Origin of the sequence: Holzapfeliella floricola DSM 23037 = JCM 16512, from assembly GCF_001436605.1 — a bacterium.
GTDB classification, from domain to species: domain Bacteria; phylum Bacillota; class Bacilli; order Lactobacillales; family Lactobacillaceae; genus Holzapfeliella; species Holzapfeliella floricola.
Window position 1 is genome coordinate 1 of the sequence record NZ_AYZL01000001.1, and the last position, 18,240, is coordinate 18,240.

12 protein-coding genes and 1 pseudogene are annotated in these 18,240 nt (G+C 34.5%); 4 read left to right on the forward strand and 9 right to left on the reverse strand.

All coding sequences use genetic code 11. The features are described 5' to 3' along the window. A partial coding sequence (locus FC86_RS00005) for a pectate lyase-like adhesive domain-containing protein (protein WP_082618791.1) occupies positions 1–2,577 on the reverse strand: 2,577 nt, incomplete at its 3' end. 178 nt (positions 2,578–2,755) lie between these two features. On the opposite strand from FC86_RS00005, the gene thiD reads away from it, so the two are divergent. Next, on the forward strand, positions 2,756–3,574 hold the full coding sequence (gene thiD / locus FC86_RS00010; protein ID WP_056973987.1) for a bifunctional hydroxymethylpyrimidine kinase/phosphomethylpyrimidine kinase: 819 nt from the start codon (positions 2,756–2,758) through the stop codon (positions 3,572–3,574). A gap of 22 nt (positions 3,575–3,596) precedes the next feature. Then, complete coding sequence (locus FC86_RS00015) at positions 3,597–4,268, forward strand: type 1 glutamine amidotransferase (RefSeq protein WP_082618792.1); 672 nt, start codon at positions 3,597–3,599, stop codon at positions 4,266–4,268. A gap of 18 nt (positions 4,269–4,286) precedes the next feature. On the opposite strand, the gene FC86_RS00020 is transcribed toward FC86_RS00015, so the two are convergent. From FC86_RS00020 to FC86_RS00030, 3 genes are all read right to left on the reverse strand, one after another. After that, the gene (locus FC86_RS00020; protein ID WP_056973988.1) at positions 4,287–4,853 is read right to left on the reverse strand and encodes a hypothetical protein; all 567 of its coding nucleotides are present in this window, start codon (positions 4,851–4,853) and stop codon (positions 4,287–4,289) included. 108 nt (positions 4,854–4,961) lie between these two features. Continuing rightward, on the reverse strand, positions 4,962–7,028 hold the full coding sequence (locus tag FC86_RS00025) for a pectate lyase-like adhesive domain-containing protein (protein ID WP_056973989.1): 2,067 nt from the start codon (positions 7,026–7,028) through the stop codon (positions 4,962–4,964). 121 nt (positions 7,029–7,149) lie between these two features. Next, positions 7,150–9,267: an ATP-dependent Clp protease ATP-binding subunit gene (locus FC86_RS00030; RefSeq protein WP_056973990.1), complete on the reverse strand. Its 2,118-nt coding sequence runs from the start codon at positions 9,265–9,267 to the stop codon at positions 7,150–7,152. A gap of 201 nt (positions 9,268–9,468) precedes the next feature. Here FC86_RS00030 and FC86_RS00035 point away from each other — a divergent pair, with 201 nt between their 5' ends. Next, positions 9,469–10,329, forward strand: a complete 861-nt coding sequence (locus FC86_RS00035; RefSeq protein ID WP_056973991.1) for a fructosamine kinase family protein — start codon at positions 9,469–9,471, stop codon at positions 10,327–10,329. Here the strand turns inward: FC86_RS00035 and FC86_RS00040 are convergent. Further along, positions 10,322–10,696 (reverse strand): YbgA family protein, encoded by a 375-nt coding sequence (locus tag FC86_RS00040; RefSeq protein ID WP_056973992.1) that lies wholly within the window; start codon positions 10,694–10,696, stop codon positions 10,322–10,324. The genes FC86_RS00035 and FC86_RS00040 overlap by 8 nt on opposite strands. 108 nt (positions 10,697–10,804) lie before the next feature. On the opposite strand from FC86_RS00040, the gene FC86_RS00045 reads away from it, so the two are divergent. Continuing rightward, entirely contained in the window at positions 10,805–12,247 is a 1,443-nt protein-coding gene (locus FC86_RS00045; RefSeq protein ID WP_056973993.1) for a catalase, read from the forward strand. 52 nt (positions 12,248–12,299) lie between these two features. Here FC86_RS00045 and FC86_RS00050 read toward each other — a convergent pair whose 3' ends face one another. The 4 genes and pseudogenes from FC86_RS00050 to FC86_RS06585 form a co-directional block, all read right to left on the reverse strand. Beyond that, positions 12,300–13,796 (reverse strand): glycosyltransferase, encoded by a 1,497-nt coding sequence (locus FC86_RS00050; protein WP_056973994.1) that lies wholly within the window; start codon positions 13,794–13,796, stop codon positions 12,300–12,302. After that, on the reverse strand, positions 13,793–15,325 hold the full coding sequence (locus FC86_RS00055; protein ID WP_056973995.1) for a glycosyltransferase: 1,533 nt from the start codon (positions 15,323–15,325) through the stop codon (positions 13,793–13,795). The genes FC86_RS00050 and FC86_RS00055 overlap by 4 nt, the downstream gene beginning before the upstream one ends. A gap of 93 nt (positions 15,326–15,418) precedes the next feature. After that, positions 15,419–16,783 carry a branched-chain amino acid transport system II carrier protein gene (brnQ, locus tag FC86_RS00060; protein WP_056973996.1) on the reverse strand — a complete coding sequence of 455 codons (1,365 nt, stop codon included), beginning with the start codon at positions 16,781–16,783 and terminating at the stop codon, positions 15,419–15,421. Positions 16,784–16,917: 134 nt separating this feature from the next. Further along, positions 16,918–18,240, reverse strand: a pseudogene (locus tag FC86_RS06585) (hypothetical protein); the annotation flags it as partial.

Below are 18,240 nucleotides of genomic sequence, written 5' to 3' on the forward strand. Positions count from 1 at the left end.
TTCAATGTCACCTTTTACTTTGTTTGCTTCGTCTTCAATTGCTTTGTTTGCTGCTGTTCTTTGCTGATTCAACTCAGACGCAGCAGCCTGTCCTTTATCATAAGCATACTTATAATCAGCGGTCCCATTGTTGTACTCTGTTGTTTTTGAACTTGGATTATTGAATCCAGATTTTGCTGCATCATACCCTAATTTAAAGTTTGATCCGTCCACATATCGTGAATCTGAACTTGGGTTATAACTATTATCAGTACGATTATTCAAGAATGCTTGTACACCTCGATCTACTTCAGCTCTATTCTTTTGTGAAATCGCATTATTTATTTGATCTTGTGTCACTGAAACGTTGATATTAGCATCACCAACTACATATTTACCTTGTAGTTTATAGTTGTTAAGTTTATTCAAATCAAATCCAGCGGGTAATGTGATAGCAAATGGAATGGGAGAACCATCAGTATATGCCGGATTATTCTTCAAACGTAAATTATAGGTAGACTGATCATTCTTATTTTCTTCATTGGAATAAGTGGGGTTGAAAACTGGATTGTTGTTTTGATCTAATCCTTTAATGTAAATATAATTTTTAGAATTATTATATAATTCATCTGAAGCACCTGTTTGTACGGAACCATTTAAAGTGTAATTACCATCACTATCTATTCCAATATTAAAAGCTGGATTAAATTTCAGAGTAGGAACAGCTAGAAACTGCACATATTTTGTAGGTGATCCAGAAGTTGTAGAGTAATTAAATGCTACTTGATTTTGACCATCCATATTAGTCCCTTTAGCTTGACCACCATTCATAGGTAGCGTAATAGATGCGTAGGGTTTATAAACACCATCAATGTTAACGTTAACATTAGATGATGTTAAATCACCACCTGAAAATAGCTTTGTTGTCTGAGAATTCATACCTCTTGTATCAAAGTTAATACCTTGTTTACCGGGTGAATCAATACTCATACCATTACCCATTAGTAATGTGATACTTCCCGTTCCGCCCGATGCTGAAACATTCATAGAAGATAATTCTTTAACATTTAATCGACCAGTCAGATTGATAAGTGTGTTGTTACTGGTTCCTAAATTCTTACCGGTAACGTTGAAAGTCCCACTGTTTACATTAACAGTACCACCAATATAAACACCTGCAGAAGCAGTGTTATTTTGGGACATCGGGCCATCTAATACAACGTCTAAGGTTGCATTTTCATCGATAGTAACATTACCACTATTCAGATAAAAGGCACCACCTAAATTGTTAAAACCTCCTCGCTTATCTCTCATGACAGTATTAACCTTAGGTGAAACTTTAAAAGTAGCATTTTTTCGAATATTTACGTTTCCATTTGGAATATAAATACCGTACCCCATGCTGGATGTAGGAGAGCTAGCTGCACCCCAAGTACCATCTCCCATTGGTCTTAAATCAACTGTTGCTCCTTCACCAACTTCAACATTACCTCCACTATTAATATATAGTGCAGTAGAATTAAATGTGGAACCGGTATAATGACTACCAGGTAGGAACGTTAATGATGACACTTCCATATTCTCTTGATTTCCACCAGCATAAGGCAAGGTAGCATTATAGTTTGCCTCACCAGCTACATAGTCAGGAGCTTTGGGATCATTGATTCCTGTGTCTTGTCTAGGTCTGTAATTTTGACCACCATTAACAGTCACTTGATTTTTCACAAAAACCTGTGTTCCTGTCGCACTAATTAATTGTGGACCAGTATAAGTAATATTATCGTAAGTTAAAGTCCCATTCCCTTGATTCTTTGTTGGACCATAAAAGTTACCACCAAACATAGTAATATCTTTCATAGTAAGATCACCAACAGAATTATTAGCAAACGCATAGTTTGAATAATCAACAACCTTATTACGACCATCCACAGTTAAATTTGTATTGTTAAAATAAACAATTTGTTCTGATTGAGGAGAATAAGTCAGTGTTTTTCCTTCAAAGACTGTAGATGAAAATCCAGCAGTTTCTCTCAACTGCCACAAACTAATGTTATTCATGATTTTAATCTGTCTAGTATTACTTGCTAAATAAGCATTTCTTAACTGGGTAGCTGTTCTAATTAACCTATTTTGAGTATTCGAAAAATAGGTTTTTCCTTGAGCATAGGCATCTTGATAAGTTTGCGAAGATGATTGAACGTCATCATCAATAATATTATCAGTACCCGTTCCATCGTTAGTTCCGTCGACGAACCCTTTGTAAGTTAAATTATAAGAGTCAATATAGCTTTGATTTAAGCTATCACTCGGTGTTTTTCCCGACATTTGGTTATCCTTGAGTGCCTGAACATCAGCTAAAGCATCACTAACAGGATCACTAGTTGTACTGCTATCTTGAAGAGAGTCAGTTGAACCTGCATTTTCTCCTTGTTCTTGACCTTCATCATTGGCGCTTACTGTATATGATTGACCTGTAAAATTAGGTATAGAAGTACCCAATAATAAAAAAGTTGCTGCAGATACAACAACCCATTGTTTCTTTCTTTTTTTTAATACTTTTTTTTCTTGTGTTTTTTTTAATTGATTTTTATTATACATTTATAATAAACCTCCTAGATTTAAGACAATAAATACTCTTATATGCCTTTACATATTACTATGAATAGTAGAAAATAATCAATTATGATGTCTTAAATTTATATTTTTTTAAACACTTGATTTCTACAATAAAAAATGAATATCATATTAATATAATATTAAAAAGGAGCTTTTTAACATGATTAACGACTATCCACAGGTTTTAAGCATCGCTGGCTTTGATAGCGATGGTAGTGCAGGTCTTCCTGCTGATTTACACACGTTTTTTGCACACAAAGTTTATGGTATGGGGATTTTGACTGCAGCCGTTGCTGGGAACTCTTATCAAATCGAAGATGCCACAATGATGCCACTTTCTTTTATTGCTCAACAATTTGATACTTTAGCTAAGGACTTTGATATCCGTGCAAGTAAGACGGGTATGCTTTCAAGCAAAGAAATGATTAAAGTGGTCGTTGAAAAATATCAAGAAGTTAACTTTGGCCCATTAGTTGTTGATCCTGTTATTGTGACAAAACACGGTAACAAATTAATTGATGATGATGCGATTGATTTCTTCAAAGAAAACTTAATCCCACTAGCTGAAGTGATTACACCTAATTATTTTGAAGCTCGTACTTTAACTAACCTAGAATTAAAAAATGATAAAGAAATCCATCAAGCTGCCAAATACTTACACGAGTTAGGGGCTAAAAATGTTATTATTAAGGGTAAACATCATAAAGAAGATGGCCCTGAACAAGTTAGAGATTTAGTTTCACTTGAAAATGGTGATATTTTCTGGCTAGAACATGACTACTTAGATACTAACCGTATTAACGGAACAGGTGATACACTTGCTGCAGCAATCACTAGTCACTTGGCATTAGGTGACAGTGTCAAAGAAGCCATTACTAAATCTGTTAACTTCACTCATGATGCGATTGCTCATGAAATTCAGGTTGGTCATCAATACGGTCCAATTAATCATTGGGCTGCAATGGATCGTTTAAATTAATAACCATTAGGAGAGGATTAACTTGACCCCAACTATCAAAATTGCTTACTTGTATGAAGACTTGATGAATACTTACGGTGACAGTGGTGATGTCAAAATCTTACGTTATTACTTAAACCAAAAAGGCTATGACGTTGTTGTTGATAACATTTCACTGGATACTCCAGAACTTGATACCACTCAATATGACTTCTTGTTCTTTGGTGGTGGCCAAGACTTTGAACAAACCGTTGTGGCTAAAGATATCCACCGTTTCTATGAACCCATCAAAGAGTGGGTTGAACAAGCTAACCCGATGCTTGGCGTTTGCGGTGGTTATCAATTTTTAGGTACACACTATCAAATGGTTAATGGCAAAACCATCAAATGTTTAGGCATTCTTCCTTTTCACACGGTCTTTCGTCCTGAAGCCCGCATGATTGGGGATACAAAGTTTGAGACACCATTTGGCGAAGCTATCGCTTTTGAGAATCACTCTGGATGTACTTATTTTGATGATGAAAACCTCAAACCACTCGGTAAAATGAGTGAAGGTTACGGTAATAATCCTGAAGATGGTAACGAAGGTCTTTTATACAAGAACACTATGGGAACTTATGCACACGGTCCTATCCTTAAAAACTTAAATATTACAGAATTTTTCGTTGAAAAGATTATTGATCGTTTCAATCAACGCACACAAAAAAACGTCTAACAAATTGTTAGACGTTTTTTAGTTATATAATTTAACATAAGTATCTTCTAGCCATTGTTGATCTGTTCCTAGTTTATAGTAGGTACGACCAAAGAAAGTTTTAGTCGCAAATACTCGCCAAGTAGTACCTGGATCAATAATCTGCTCAGTCATATTACCAAGGCTATCTCGCAAAAAGATTCCATAAGGAACGTTGCCAGCTAACACTTTACCATGTGCAGATGTTTCTGCAATATTAGCTGGATTTTGCAAATACTGTGCTTGAACCCAGTAGTTTTGATAAGGGTTGGCTAAATGTAAGTACTTAATCCCATCAATCATTTGGTAATCACCATAGTAAGGGATATAGTAATTATTTAACTGTACCTTATCAGAGGGTACCATACCTGCTGCGGTTAATTCCCAAATACGAGCCCCATAACCATTAAAATAATGAACAGTTGACGATTGTAGCTGCGGTTCAATAGATGTCGTTGATTGCTGATCATCATTTGCTTCTACTGCTGATGTAAATAACCCAGCAGCACTTACTGCTAGTAAAATCGATGCAATTAATCCTAAAAGTTTTCGACAATTGTGATGCATAATTTAATCTCCTTAATCAATTATTACCCAACAATTATCCTAGCCTTTTGAGTACCTGTCAATAAGACAAATAAAAAACGATAACCTATCAAGGCTATCGTTTTTTAATTAGTTCATTGATTGAATATAAGTATCTTCTAACCATTGTTGGTCATTACCTAAACGGTAGTAAGTGTGTCCATGGAATGTTTTCTTAGCAAATACTTGCCATGAAGTACCTGGTTCAATAATTTGTTCTGTCATATTACCTGAACCATCACGTAAGTAAATACCATAAGGTACATTGCCAGCTACAGCTGTATTATTCATTGGGATTTCTGGTAATTGTGTCGGATCTTGTAAGTATTGAGCTTGAATCCAAGTATTTTGGTTAGCAATATGCAAATACTTAATTCCGTCAACAATTTGGTAGTCACCATAATAAGGCACATAGCTATTAGCAGGTTGATATTGTGTCGTTGGTTCTAGTCCATTGGCTGTTAATTGCCATAAAAGCACACCGTAGCCCTTAACATAATTAACTAATCCTGATTGAAGTGATGCGGTGTTTGTTTCTAGTTGTGGTTCTGGTTGTGATTGTGGATTTGTTGTACCTGAATCAGTTAGATTATCAATATCCTTTTGATTTAAAGTTTTAGTTGCTTGACCTGATTCCTTATTGTTTAGATAAGAAGTTACTGTTATAACATCTCCAGCAGCAGGGGTAGAATAGCCTAAACCATTAAAACTGCTTGTTCTACCTGTTATCTCTGGTTTAGGAGATGGAGTTTTATCTGTTTCACCATTTTTAATGCTCAAATCATACTTAACAGTATCTTGCTCAGCTACATTATTAAGACTTGGTGTATAAGAAATATTAACCTTATTATCATTATTTTTAGATAATTGAATACTGCTATCATCAATACCTATTGATTTGGCAGATTTACTAATTTTCAAACTCTTATATTGGTTAGCATCATATTTGGTAAAATCAGTAGTCAAATTATTACCAGAGCCGTCTTTCATTTCCCAAGAATACTCATTATTTTTAAAGCCATCTAAGGAGGTAGCTAACGGATTATTATTATCGGTTTTATTAGTTTGAACATTAATAGTTGAATTACTATCGTTAAATATTAGATTAGCAGCACTTAACCCATTAACTAAAGTCCCGTTTTGATTAGTATTACCTGTGACATTTATAGCACTACTATTATTCATAGTGATAGTCTTAGATAAGCTTAACAATGGTGTTGCAGTTGTATTGTTCGGAGATTGAATATTCAATGTTGCTCCAGTCATTGTCACTGGATAGCTAACATTAACTTGACTTAAAGGTTTAATAGTTAAATTTGAACTAGACTTCAACAAAATCCCACCATTGTTATCATCTAGTACACCAATAATAGGTTGATTAGCATTTCCTTCATTAGGAATCAAACTAACTTTTGCGTTTTCATCTAAAGTTATCTTACCGCTACTTAAATTGAATAATACAACATTTCCAGTTCCTGTATACTGACTTCCTTCAAGAAATTCAATATTTTTAGCTTGTATATTCTCTTGGTCTGTATAAACATTTACACCATCTTCATATTGATTACCTGAATTAACGTTTACCATCCCAGCAAACTTAACTGTTCCATTTGGTGCATAAACAAACTGCGAACCATTGTAGGTTACATTTGTATAAGTGATATTACCTGAATTTGATAAGCTAAAAGGTCCATAAAAATTTGTTCCTTCTAAATTAGCATTACTAACATTAATACTGCTGTTATCTCCATTGTAGTCAAAATTCCATGATCCAAAGTCAATAGTTTTATTGTTGGCATTTATAGTAATATTTCTGTTTTGTCTCTGGGTCTGATTTCCATCAATATTTGTATTTAAGCCATCTCTATTGACTACCTTTCCCGACATCGAAGATGGTAAACTAATATCCGTTTCAATATTAATCTGAGTTACACTTGCATCATTTAAGGCATCATACAATTGTTGTGCTGCTGTCTTATCTTGTGTATCTCCTGAGATCGTAACAGTCTTTGCTTGATCATTTTGAACGTCAGCCAAAACAGTTTGTCCTGTATTCATCCCCGTATGTGTTAAAAAACCAGTTGCCAAAGCCACACTACATAGTGCTACTGAAGCAACCCCCACTAGTTTTTTATAATTTTTTGTTTGTTTATTCATCTGCGTCACTCCCATAAAATTAACTATTTTAACTCGATTATCGTTTTTTTTCTTCTATAAGTCAATCACTAACAACTAAAAAAGACACCCTTCATATGAAAGGTGTCTTTAATTAATTATCTTATTCGTGATTTTCGTTTGATTCTTCTTTTGTTTCAGGGGTTGATTCTTCGACTTTAACTTCTTCTTTTTCTTGCTTTGGTAATTCTGCAATTTTTTCATCATTCATCATCAAGAAGTTATCTTTAACCGTAAAGCTAATTTCTTTCAAATCAGAGTCAGCTAAAATTGCTTTAGCAGCAGGGGTTTGTAAATCTTGTTCAACAACACGACGCAACGGACGAGCACCGAATTTTTCATCATAACCTTTTTCAACTAAATAGTGTTTAGCCTCATCTGAAACCGTCATTTTAACGTGGCGTTTTTCAAGACTATTAGCCATGTGGTCTAAGTAAAGATCCACAATTTTAATTAAATCTTTTTGTTTCAATGAGTTAAATGGCACAATGGCATCCAAACGATTTAAGAATTCAGGACGGAAGTAAACTTCTAGGGCCTTCATCAAGTCCCCTTTATCTTTAATCAAGTTATCTGAGTAACCTGCATTAGAAGTCATAATCAAGATGGTATCTTTAAAGGATACGGTACGTCCTTGTGCATCTGTTAGGCGACCATCATCCATAATTTGTAACAAAGCGTTAAAGATATCTGGATTTGCTTTTTCAATTTCATCCATCAAAATCAAGCTGTAAGGTTGGTGACGAACTTGTTCAGTCAATTGACCGCCTTCTTGGTAACCAATGTAACCAGGAGCAGAACCAATTAATTTGTTAACAGATGTTTTATCTTGATATTCACTCATATCTAGACGAATGAAGTGGTCATCTGAACCAAACATGCTTTTAGCTAATTGTTTGGCTAGTTCAGTTTTACCAACACCGGTAGGACCAGCGAATAAGAATGACCCAGTTGGACGATTTTCATCTTTGAATACTTTCTTACGAGCAATCGCATCGGTAATCGTATCAATAGCTTCATCTTGGTCAATCACAACATCTTTTAAGTGTTTAACCAAATCTTCAGATTTTTGACTTTCATCTGCATGAATTTCACTCATTGAAATTTTTGTCTTTTGTTCAATTAGTTGATACATATCTTTTGCGGTAACACTTGGCAATTCGGTATCATCAACATTTTGCAATTGTTTATGAGCTTTCTCAATTTCACCCTTTAAGTTTTGGGCTTTTTTGAAGTTTTCTGCTTGAACTGCAGTTTCTTTTTCATGTTCTAATTTCACAATGTGTTCACGCAATTGAGTTTCATCTTTTGGTGCTTGGTACAAGCCTTTTTTAGCACCTGCTTCATCAAGTAAGTCAATCGCTTTATCTGGTAAGTAACGCCCTTGAATATAACGTTTTGATAATGTAACCGCTAATTTGATTGCTTCTTCATCATATTTAACATGGTGATAACTTTCATATTTAGGAGCTAAGCCTTCAAGAATTTGGATTGCGTCTTCAACTGAAGGTTCACCAACTTTAACTTCTTGCAAACGACGAGCTAATGCAGGATCTTTTTCAATACGTTGGAATTCACTGGTTGTTGTGGCACCGATTAAACTCAAGTCACCACGAGCAAGTGCGGGTTTCAAAATGTTAGCAGCATCTCCATTGTTGTTTTCGCTATCAACACTACCAGCACCGACAATATTATGAATTTCATCGATGAATAGGATAATATTTGGATTCTTTGAAGCTTCATCAATAATTTTTTGTAATTTTTCTTCAAAGGCACCACGTAGAGAAGAGCCTGCAACCAATTCATTGATATTCAATTCAATAATGTGAGCATCTTTTAGACGTTCTGGCACATTACCTTCTGCAATACGTTGAGCTAGTCCTTCAACAATCGCTGTCTTACCTACACCAGCTGGTCCGACTAAAACAGGATTATTCTTGTTACGACGACTCAAAATTTCAATTACATTTTCAACTTCTGAGTCACGTCCAATAACTGGATCGTATTTGTTTTCCTTTGCTTGTTTAACCAAATCAACACCGATTGGTTGTTCTTGTTGTTGTGGGTTTTGAACTTGTGTTTGTTGATTTAAACCATCTTGATTGGAGTGGATGGGGATATCTCGACGGGTAGAGAAAGTGCCTGAGTTTGAGAAGAAATCTCTATTCAAAGAATCAAATAACGCATCAAAATCACTAAAACCATTACTATAGTTAGCCATATCTAACACTCCTTATAATCTATGTAACAAGTTTTTAGCACTCATTTGTTTTAAGTGCTAATCTTTTGTTCGACTTTATAATACAACGGTTACGTAAAAGATACAACTAAAAAAACTCAGAAACTCATACTTTTTGAATCTATTGAAAACCAGCCACTTATTGTATTAGTATAGAAGGAAACTTATTAATGAGGTGATTTAATGTCAGCACTTATAGACGATATTATCAAGAAATTAAGATTGCCTGAACCCATTGAAAAGTATTCAGCGGTAACAGGCGGAGATATCAATCAATCTTTTCATATTTATACACGCAGCCATTCTTACTTCTTACTCGTTCAGAAAAATACTACGCGAGAATTTTTCAGTCATGAAGTAGCCGGTTTGAATACTTTGGGAGAATTTGCTAAAACGCCACAAGTCTTAGAATTCGGTGACAATAATCAAGCCGCCTACCTATTACTAGAATACATTGACCACCTTCCTTACGGTAATCAGTACGAACTAGGACAAGCTCTAGCCAAAATTCACCAGTCAATTAGTCCTAATCAGCAGTTTGGGTTCGCCAGTAACTTTGAATTAGGTAATTTCACTGGTGATAACAGCTGGCAAGATAATTGGTATGATTTTTTCGTTAATCAACGGTTTGAACCTCTACGAAAGCTCATTATTCACAATCACGATTGGTCGGTTGAGTTAGAACATCTTTATCAAAACATGCTCCAACATTTTCAACATGACTTAGCTAATCACCAAAGCATCCCCAGCCTGTTGCATGGCGACCTTTGGGGTGGCAACATTATGTTTGACTTGGACCAGCACCCTGTTTTCATCGATCCTGCTGTCTACTATGGTGACCGTGAATTTGATATTGCCATTACACAAGTATTTGGTGGTTTTGACCAGAATTTTATTCAAGGCTATCAAGACACTTATCCGCTTGATGATGGTTATCAAGATAGACTAATTTACTACAAACTCTACTACATGATGTTTCACTTAAGTGAGTTTGGGTCTATCTACCAACCTAGTGTCTATCGCCTGCTTCAACAATTTATTTAAAGTACGACTGTAACAACGTTGACTCCAGTAAGTAGTTAACGTTGTATTTTTTTGTCATTTCTGCTAGAAAAGGACCTAATTCATCATGATCAATCGCAAAGTCAGCTTGTAGTTGTCTAAACTGTTCCTTTTCAGCTTCAGTGGCGATGTTTTTGAAATATCCCCATACATGTTGATAAGCATTCATCATATTGCCACAATCTAATGGCGCTGTTTTTGCTTCTTCAATAATTTCTTCATAGCGTTGCTTTTTATCGTCAGTCCAATTATTCCCTTTAGTCAATTGTCTGACTTCGTTATAAAATTTTTGAGAGCGTGACATCAGAAAATACTTGTTTTGAGCCCACTCTTTTTGCCAATTTTCCAAATCGATCGACTCCTTTTAAATTAGTTTCTACTATTATAACGAGTCAGAGCAAATAATTGAACATTTTAAAATTTAGCCCTACAATAATCTTGAAAGAAGGTAATGATTATGTCAAAAGATTTAACAACTAGTGAAGGCCAACCTTGGTCAGATAATCAACATTCACAAACTGCTGGTCAACGTGGCCCAGTTCTTATTCAAGATTATCAATTACTTGAAAAATTAGCTCACTTTAATCGTGAACGCATCCCCGAACGTGTCGTTCATGCTAAAGGTTCAGGTGCTAAAGGTTACTTTGAATTGACACATGATATGAGTGCTTATACTAAAGCCGACTTATTCAATGGTAAAGGCAAAAAAACACCTTTAATTACACGTTTTTCTCAAGTAGCCGGCGAAAGTGGTTACCCAGATACATATCGTGATGTTCGTGGATTTGCGGTTAAATTTTATACACAAGATGGTAACTACGATATTGTTGGTAACAACACACCTGTGTTCTTCATCAATGATCCTTTGAAATTCCCTGACTTTATTCATTCACAAAAGCGTGATCCAAAAACACATACTAGAAGTCAAGATATGCAATGGGACTTCTGGTCACATTCACCAGAAACCCTTCATCAAGTCACTATCTTGATGAGTGACCGTGGGATTCCTGCAAGTTATCGTACGATGCATGGTTATGGTAGCCATACTTTCAAATGGGTTAATGATAAAGGTGAACAATTCTTTGTAAAATATCACTTTAGAACTAACCAAGGTGTTCACAATATGTCTAACGAATTAGCCGCTAAACTTTGTGGCGACGACCCTGATTATCTTCAAAACGAACTCTTTAATTCTATTGAAGAAAAAGACTTCCCTTCGTGGACACTTTACGTTCAAGTTATTCCTTATGAAGAAGGACTTAACTATAAACATGATATTTTTGATGTCACAAAAGTTGTTTCTCAAAAAGACTATCCATTAATGGAAGTCGGTCAAATGGTTTTAAATGAAAATCCTGAAAATTACTTTGAAGAAATGGAAGAATTAGCATTTTCACCTGCTAACTTGGTTCCCGGTATCGAACCTTCAGCTGATAAAGTCTTACAAGGTCGTTTATTCGGTTATAAAGATGCAGCTCGTTACCGTTTGGGTGCTAACTATGATCAATTAAAAGTTAACCGTCCAGTTAATGAAGTCAATAACTATCACCGTGATGGCTTTATGTCACAGGGCCATGATGGTTCTGCAAACTATGAACCTAATAGTGTTAATGGCCCAACAGAAGTCCCTTCTGCAAAAACTACACCCGATCAATTAGCTGGTGAAACAGGACATTTCAAACCTTATGACACCGATAACGTTTCTGCTGCTGGTGAATTATATCGTCTATTTGATGAAGGCGAAAAAGAACGCTTGGTTGAAAATATCAAGAACAACCTTGGTCAAGTAAAATCACGCGACATTAAAGTTTTAGAAGCCAAACAATTCTATCAAGCTGATCCAGAATATGGTGAAAGTGTTGCCACAGCTCTCGGATTATCAGTTGATGAAATTAAATAATCTAAACACAAAAAAGAACTTACTAACGTTAGTAAGTTCTTTTTTTATGCTTTTAGTTAAGTACTTGTTGCCATTTTTGAATCATATTTTCAGGAGCATAAGTTTTGGCTGTGTGATAAGCATTTTGACTCATCTTATGTAATCGTTTCTTATTTTCTAATGTTTTGATAATAGTTGAAGCTAATTCATCAATACGATGTTTATCGACAACAAAACCATTTTCACCATCTTTAATGATATCTTGAATACCATATAAACTATTATAGGCCACACACGGTACACTGTAAGACATTGCTTCAATTAAACATAATGGTTCAACATCAACATTACCCGTATAGACGAGCAATTCTGCTGATTGATAAGCAGACGTCAAATCAGAATGATAGCCTAATAATCGAACTGAATTTGATAATTTTAATTCATCAATTTTAGTTTTGATAGCATCATATTCTGTTCCATACCCATAAATATCTAGCGTGGCATTGGGTAAAATCGTGACGACTTTATCGAAAGCTTCTACCAACTCAACTACATTATTTTTGGCATCCAATTTACCTGTATAAATGACTTTATTTTCTTGATGAGCCGTATTTTTATCCAAAATTGTATCTTGCTCACTTTCAACTTGAACAGATGGCGAAATAACTTCAATAGGGATAGGTGATTTGCCACCATACCATTTTGTTAAATCATTTTTCTGCTTAGCTGTAGCAACAATAATACTATTCCATTGATTTGGGTGTTGATAAATAGCATTGGCATATAATCCACTCATATCTGCATAGACACCATCATTATCATCAATCGTATGCGGATTAGGCATATATAGAATGTTTTTCCCTCGTGTTTGCATCCCCATAATCATATCGTATGAAATAGTAGGACGATCACCAATAAAAGTGGCTTTTAAGTCATTTTGACGGTTCAATTCATCTAAAAAGAATGAGGCTAATTCCATTTCATTTTCAAAGTAATATGTTTCATCTTTATAATCATATAGAATAGTTCTAATCACAATTGCTTGGTCATCAAAATAGTTTTCTATTTTAACATCACCATTTTTATCGTAGTGGCGTTCATAAATCAATAACCCATCTGCTGCAAAGAACTGGTCACGAGCCATAAATCCGCGACTATCGTAATCGCGTTTTTTAACTAAATTACCTAAGTAATCAAAATATTCTATAAAATAAGTATGCCCAAAAGTACCTGGAACATGATGAATATTCATTATGAGCTGTGCTCCTTTAACAACACGACTAATATTGGCTCCTGGATTAATGTCATACTCTTTTGAAATATCAAGATCACAATTTTTTGTTACCCTAACGGGTATATTGATTGTGTCTCTAAAATAGTCGTACATATTTAGCACTTGATCATTATCTAATCCCAATGATTTTATATTTTCAGCCATCATCGTATTAAAGTCTCGTGTCACAATTTTAGCTGGGATTTTCATTTGTTTAAATAAATTAATGCGTTTAACTTCAGTATGTTCGATGCTTGTATTTAATTCCAACAAATACTGGTTAACAAAATAAATCATTGTAATACCTCCTGGCTGGATATTTTGTAAAATTTTTCAACCTGATTAAATAAAGGTTTCCAATCATTATAAACAGAATTTTTTGAATATCGACGACTATTTTGATAAGCATTTTCACTCATCTTTTTTGCTTGATTAAGATCATTGAAATAATTGATGATTTTTTCAGCTAATTCATCTATATCATCAGGCTTAACTAAGTAGCCATCTTCTCCATCTGTAATAATGTCTTTGGGTCCATATTTAATATCGTATGAAATTTGAGGTACACCGTTTGACAATCCCTCCAATACTGACATTGCAAATCCTTCAACAGATGAAGTCAGCAGTTGCAACTGTATGGTCTTATAAACATCATTAATGCTATCAGTGTAATTTTCAAAAATAATAGTCTTGTCTAAATGTTTTTCATTAACCACTTTTTTTACTTTTTGCCCATAATCTCCGTTTGAATAACCATAAAAATGTAATTTTACTTGGGGAATCACACTTTTAACTTTTTCAATTGCTTTAACTGCTTGTAATTGTTGCTTTTCAGGCGCAAGCCTTGCTATTAATCCAATGCTATATGGTCTACGATTTTCAAAAAGCACTTTTTCAGTTTGTTCAATATTTCCTACTGGAATTGTATGTGTTTTAGATTCTAAGTGATATCTATTATTGAAGTCTATTAATTGTTGTTTGGTTGAAGTCAAAATAGTTTGCCAACAATTTAAATGATTTAATGAATAATAAAAGTTATTATTCAGTTCAGATTTTAACGGATTGTCATTATCTGCAACATGTGAACTATGTAAAACTAAGATTTTAAAAGCACGTTCGTGCATACTAAATAAACTATAGGCATACTCTGTAGCACGATCGCCAATGTACACTACATTTTTATCCTTCTTAGCTAATTCATCTAAAAAGAATGTCATTAAATCTTCTTCTGAGTTAAATTGTAAATCATGGCCTTGATAATTAGGTAATTGATAAAAACTAGGCTTTACTTTCCCTTGCTTATCTGACATATAAAAGATTTGACAAGTAACTTTTCCAGAGGGTGCTAATACCTCCTTGACAGACAATTCATTGTTTTTATCAAAGTATTCTTCTACTCCAATAAACCCTCTAGTGTCATACCAACTTGTTTTTACCAATTTACCATCTTTTGAAAGTAGCCTAATATTATCAACACGTCGATCATCATCAGATTTAGTCATCAAAATCTGAATAGTTTTCCCCTGATAATCAAGCAAATATTCATTGTTTTTTTTGTGCATCACCATGCTTGTTGGAATTTCAAAGTCATCTATGTTATAAGTTTTGTCAGGAATAGTTTCACCCCTAAAAAAATCATACATGTTTAGATAATTTGAGACTGGTATACGGCTAGCCTTTAAAATATCAGTAGCATTAAGAACTAAAGATCTGGTCACGATTTTATTAGCTACTCCGTGCTCATTGAACAAGTTCATACGCTTTATCTGTGCATGTTCAATTCCAGACTTATTAATGGCTATTTTAGTATTTAGAAAATAATACAAATAATCACTCCTCTGTAGTGTATCAATTATTAATTTTATTGTACTCGTGATCCTTCAATTACTAAAATATTAACCATCAAAAAAGACTAGCTTTTAGCTAGTCTTTTCTTCTTTATTTAAGCCTAAAACACTCAGTTTTTGTAAAACAATTCCTATAATTAACCCTATAAGAGCTGGAACAACCCAGCCTAATCCTAAGTTATATAAAGGTAAGTACTTCGTAGCAAAATCAACAATTGCCTTTACAAATGATGTCCCACTAATAAATTTCGGTGCATTACTCAAAAGATCAAAAATCGCCGGAATCAACGTAAACAATGTTGTCATCCCATAAACCCATTTAGTCGGTTTTAGAATTGGTGTAAGCAGTGAAATAAAAATCAAAGCTACTGCTAATGGATAAATGAACATTAAAACTGGTGTAGAATATTCAACAATTTTTGATAATCCCACATTTGCAAATATTGCTGGTAATACAGCTGCTACTGTCATAAAAACTTTATAAGGAATATTTGGGAACATTTTATTCATTGCTTCTCCAAACGAAGTAACCAATCCTATTGCTGTTTTTAAACAAGCAATCAAAATCAAAACAGCTAATAAAATGTTACCAAAATCTCCCATATAAAAACGTGCAACTTCGGCTAATGCCGTACCACCATCTGGTGCAATACCAAATTTATTTAAACTTAACGTTCCCATCAATGCTAATAATAAATAAATTACACCCATTAGGATTAATGCCACAATCCCAGACTTTGACATCTCGCGAACTAAATCTTTAGGTTTATTAATACCTAGTCGACGGATTGAATCAACAACAATAACACCAAAAGCAAGTGATGCTAAAGCATCCATAGTGTTATATCCTTCAGTAAACCCTTTTAATACGGCATTGGTTTGATATGCACCTTGAGCTTCGAACCCTAAACTCCCCATTGGTTTTAAAAATACAAACAATAAAATAATTCCTAATAAAATTAAGAAAATAGGCGTTAAATACTTACCAACGTAAGTCATGATTTTTCCTGGTCTTGTAGCAAAGAAATAAGTTGCACCAAAAAAGACAACAGAAAAAATACCTAAAAACAGTGGTATTTGACCTTCGCTGATAAAAGGAGCAAACCCAATTTGAAATGATGTTGTCGCAAGTCTTGGAATCGCAAAAAAGGGGCCAATAACTAAATACAGCAACACTGTAAAAATATAGCCATACGTTTTATTCACTTTTTTTGCTAAAAAGAAAACACCGCTCGATTGTGATAAACCCAAACCAATAATTCCAAGTAATGGTAACCCAACTGACGTGATTAAAAAGCCAACGACAGCTAACCATACATTACCCCCTGCTTGTTGACCCATTGCTATTGGAAAAATAATATTTCCAGCACCAAAAAATAATCCAAAAAGCATCATCCCAATATACATCGTATCCTTAAATGATAACTTAGAATTCATTTACATCATCTCCCTTACTCTTATTTATTAAAAAAAAATTAAAATAAACTCTTATTCATTACAATACTAAACTTTAAATAATTAATCAATAAAAAAGCATAACTCTTTTGAGTTATGCTTTTCTTATTATATCGCTATTTTAAATATTGTGTCTGAACCCAAATATTATTATCTGGTGACCCTATACGACTGTAACTAATACCGTCATCTTCTTTAGAATCAAAAACTGAAATTGAGGTTCCTGATTCAGTATAACTATCACCAATAGCATTCATTTTACCATCAGCATTGATTTTCCAATTTTGAACACCATAACCTGGAACGTAATTAATTATATTTTCTTTTGGTTGAGTTAAATACTTACTTTCAACCCATACATTTTCGTCCTGATTTATTATTTGAGTATATTCTACTCCATTCACCACTTTCTTATCGCCAACAACTTTAATATAATCACCATCTTCAATATAATCATCATCAATCGTTGCTTGCCCGTTATCAAAATGCCACGTCTTGATTCCATATCCTGGTACGTAATTTACTTTTTGATAACTTCCTGGCTCTATATATTGTTTTTGGACCCATTGGCCATCAAAATCTCCATAAACTTTAACGTATTCAATACCATTTACCGATTTAACTTCGTTTGAAATTTTAATATTACGACCTGATTTAACCAATTCTGCCGGTTCCATATTACCTTGATTATCTATGTCCCAAAGACGAACGTCATAATTTTGAATATAGTTAACTGGCACTGTTCTTAGGTGAGATTGAATATATTGATTATAAGCTTGCTGATACATCTGTTGATAGCCTACTGGCATGTCACTAATGTTACGTTCCGTTCCTTTTTCAGCATCATTTATCGCCTCATTATGAATATTTGCAATTTCTGAATTGGAATTTTCATTCTGCCAGTTTTCATCAGCACGTGATTGTGCTTCGGAAGCGGCTTTCTTAGCGTTTGACATTGCGACTTGAGCCGCTTGATTTGCTTGTTTTGCAATTTTCGCAGCTTCAGATGCTACTAATGCAGCATTTGAGGCCTGACTTGCAGCACTTGATGCTTTTATTGTTTCGTCTGCCACTTTTTGACTTGCAGCTTTTGCTTCGTTAACAAATTGTTCTGCTTTTGTTTTGTCACCTAATCGAGCTGCTGAGGCAGCATTGGCATTAGCTTGACTGGCGACTTTTGCATCTATATCAGCTTGACTTGCGGCTTGACTGGCAACCACTTTTGCCTGACTGGCAATAGTTGTCGCTTTATCGGCTGTGTTTGATGCACTTGTGGCTGTATTTGATGCAATCACACCTTGACTTGCGGCTTGACTTGCGGCGGTGGCTGCACTTTTAATAATGAAATCATTTGGATATCGATTACTCAAGCTACTTGCTGTGCTTTGCGCATTATTAGCGGTTGTTGCTGCTTGGCCTGCACTTGTTGCTGCATTTGT

What these genes read in the sequence shown, in the direction of transcription:
- FC86_RS00050 (WP_056973994.1), bottom strand. Translation starts at nt 13,796, where the DNA reads ATGATTTATTTTGTTAACCAGTATTTGTTGGAATTAAATACAAGCATC.
- brnQ (WP_056973996.1), bottom strand. Translation starts at nt 16,783, where the DNA reads ATGAATTCTAAGTTATCATTTAAGGATACGATGTATATTGGGATGATG.
- thiD (WP_056973987.1), top strand. Translation starts at nt 2,756, where the DNA reads ATGATTAACGACTATCCACAGGTTTTAAGCATCGCTGGCTTTGATAGC.
- FC86_RS00020 (WP_056973988.1), bottom strand. Translation starts at nt 4,853, where the DNA reads ATGCATCACAATTGTCGAAAACTTTTAGGATTAATTGCATCGATTTTA.
- FC86_RS00025 (WP_056973989.1), bottom strand. Translation starts at nt 7,028, where the DNA reads ATGAATAAACAAACAAAAAATTATAAAAAACTAGTGGGGGTTGCTTCA.
- FC86_RS00035 (WP_056973991.1), top strand. Translation starts at nt 9,469, where the DNA reads ATGTCAGCACTTATAGACGATATTATCAAGAAATTAAGATTGCCTGAA.
- FC86_RS00030 (WP_056973990.1), bottom strand. Translation starts at nt 9,267, where the DNA reads ATGGCTAACTATAGTAATGGTTTTAGTGATTTTGATGCGTTATTTGAT.
- FC86_RS00045 (WP_056973993.1), top strand. Translation starts at nt 10,805, where the DNA reads ATGTCAAAAGATTTAACAACTAGTGAAGGCCAACCTTGGTCAGATAAT.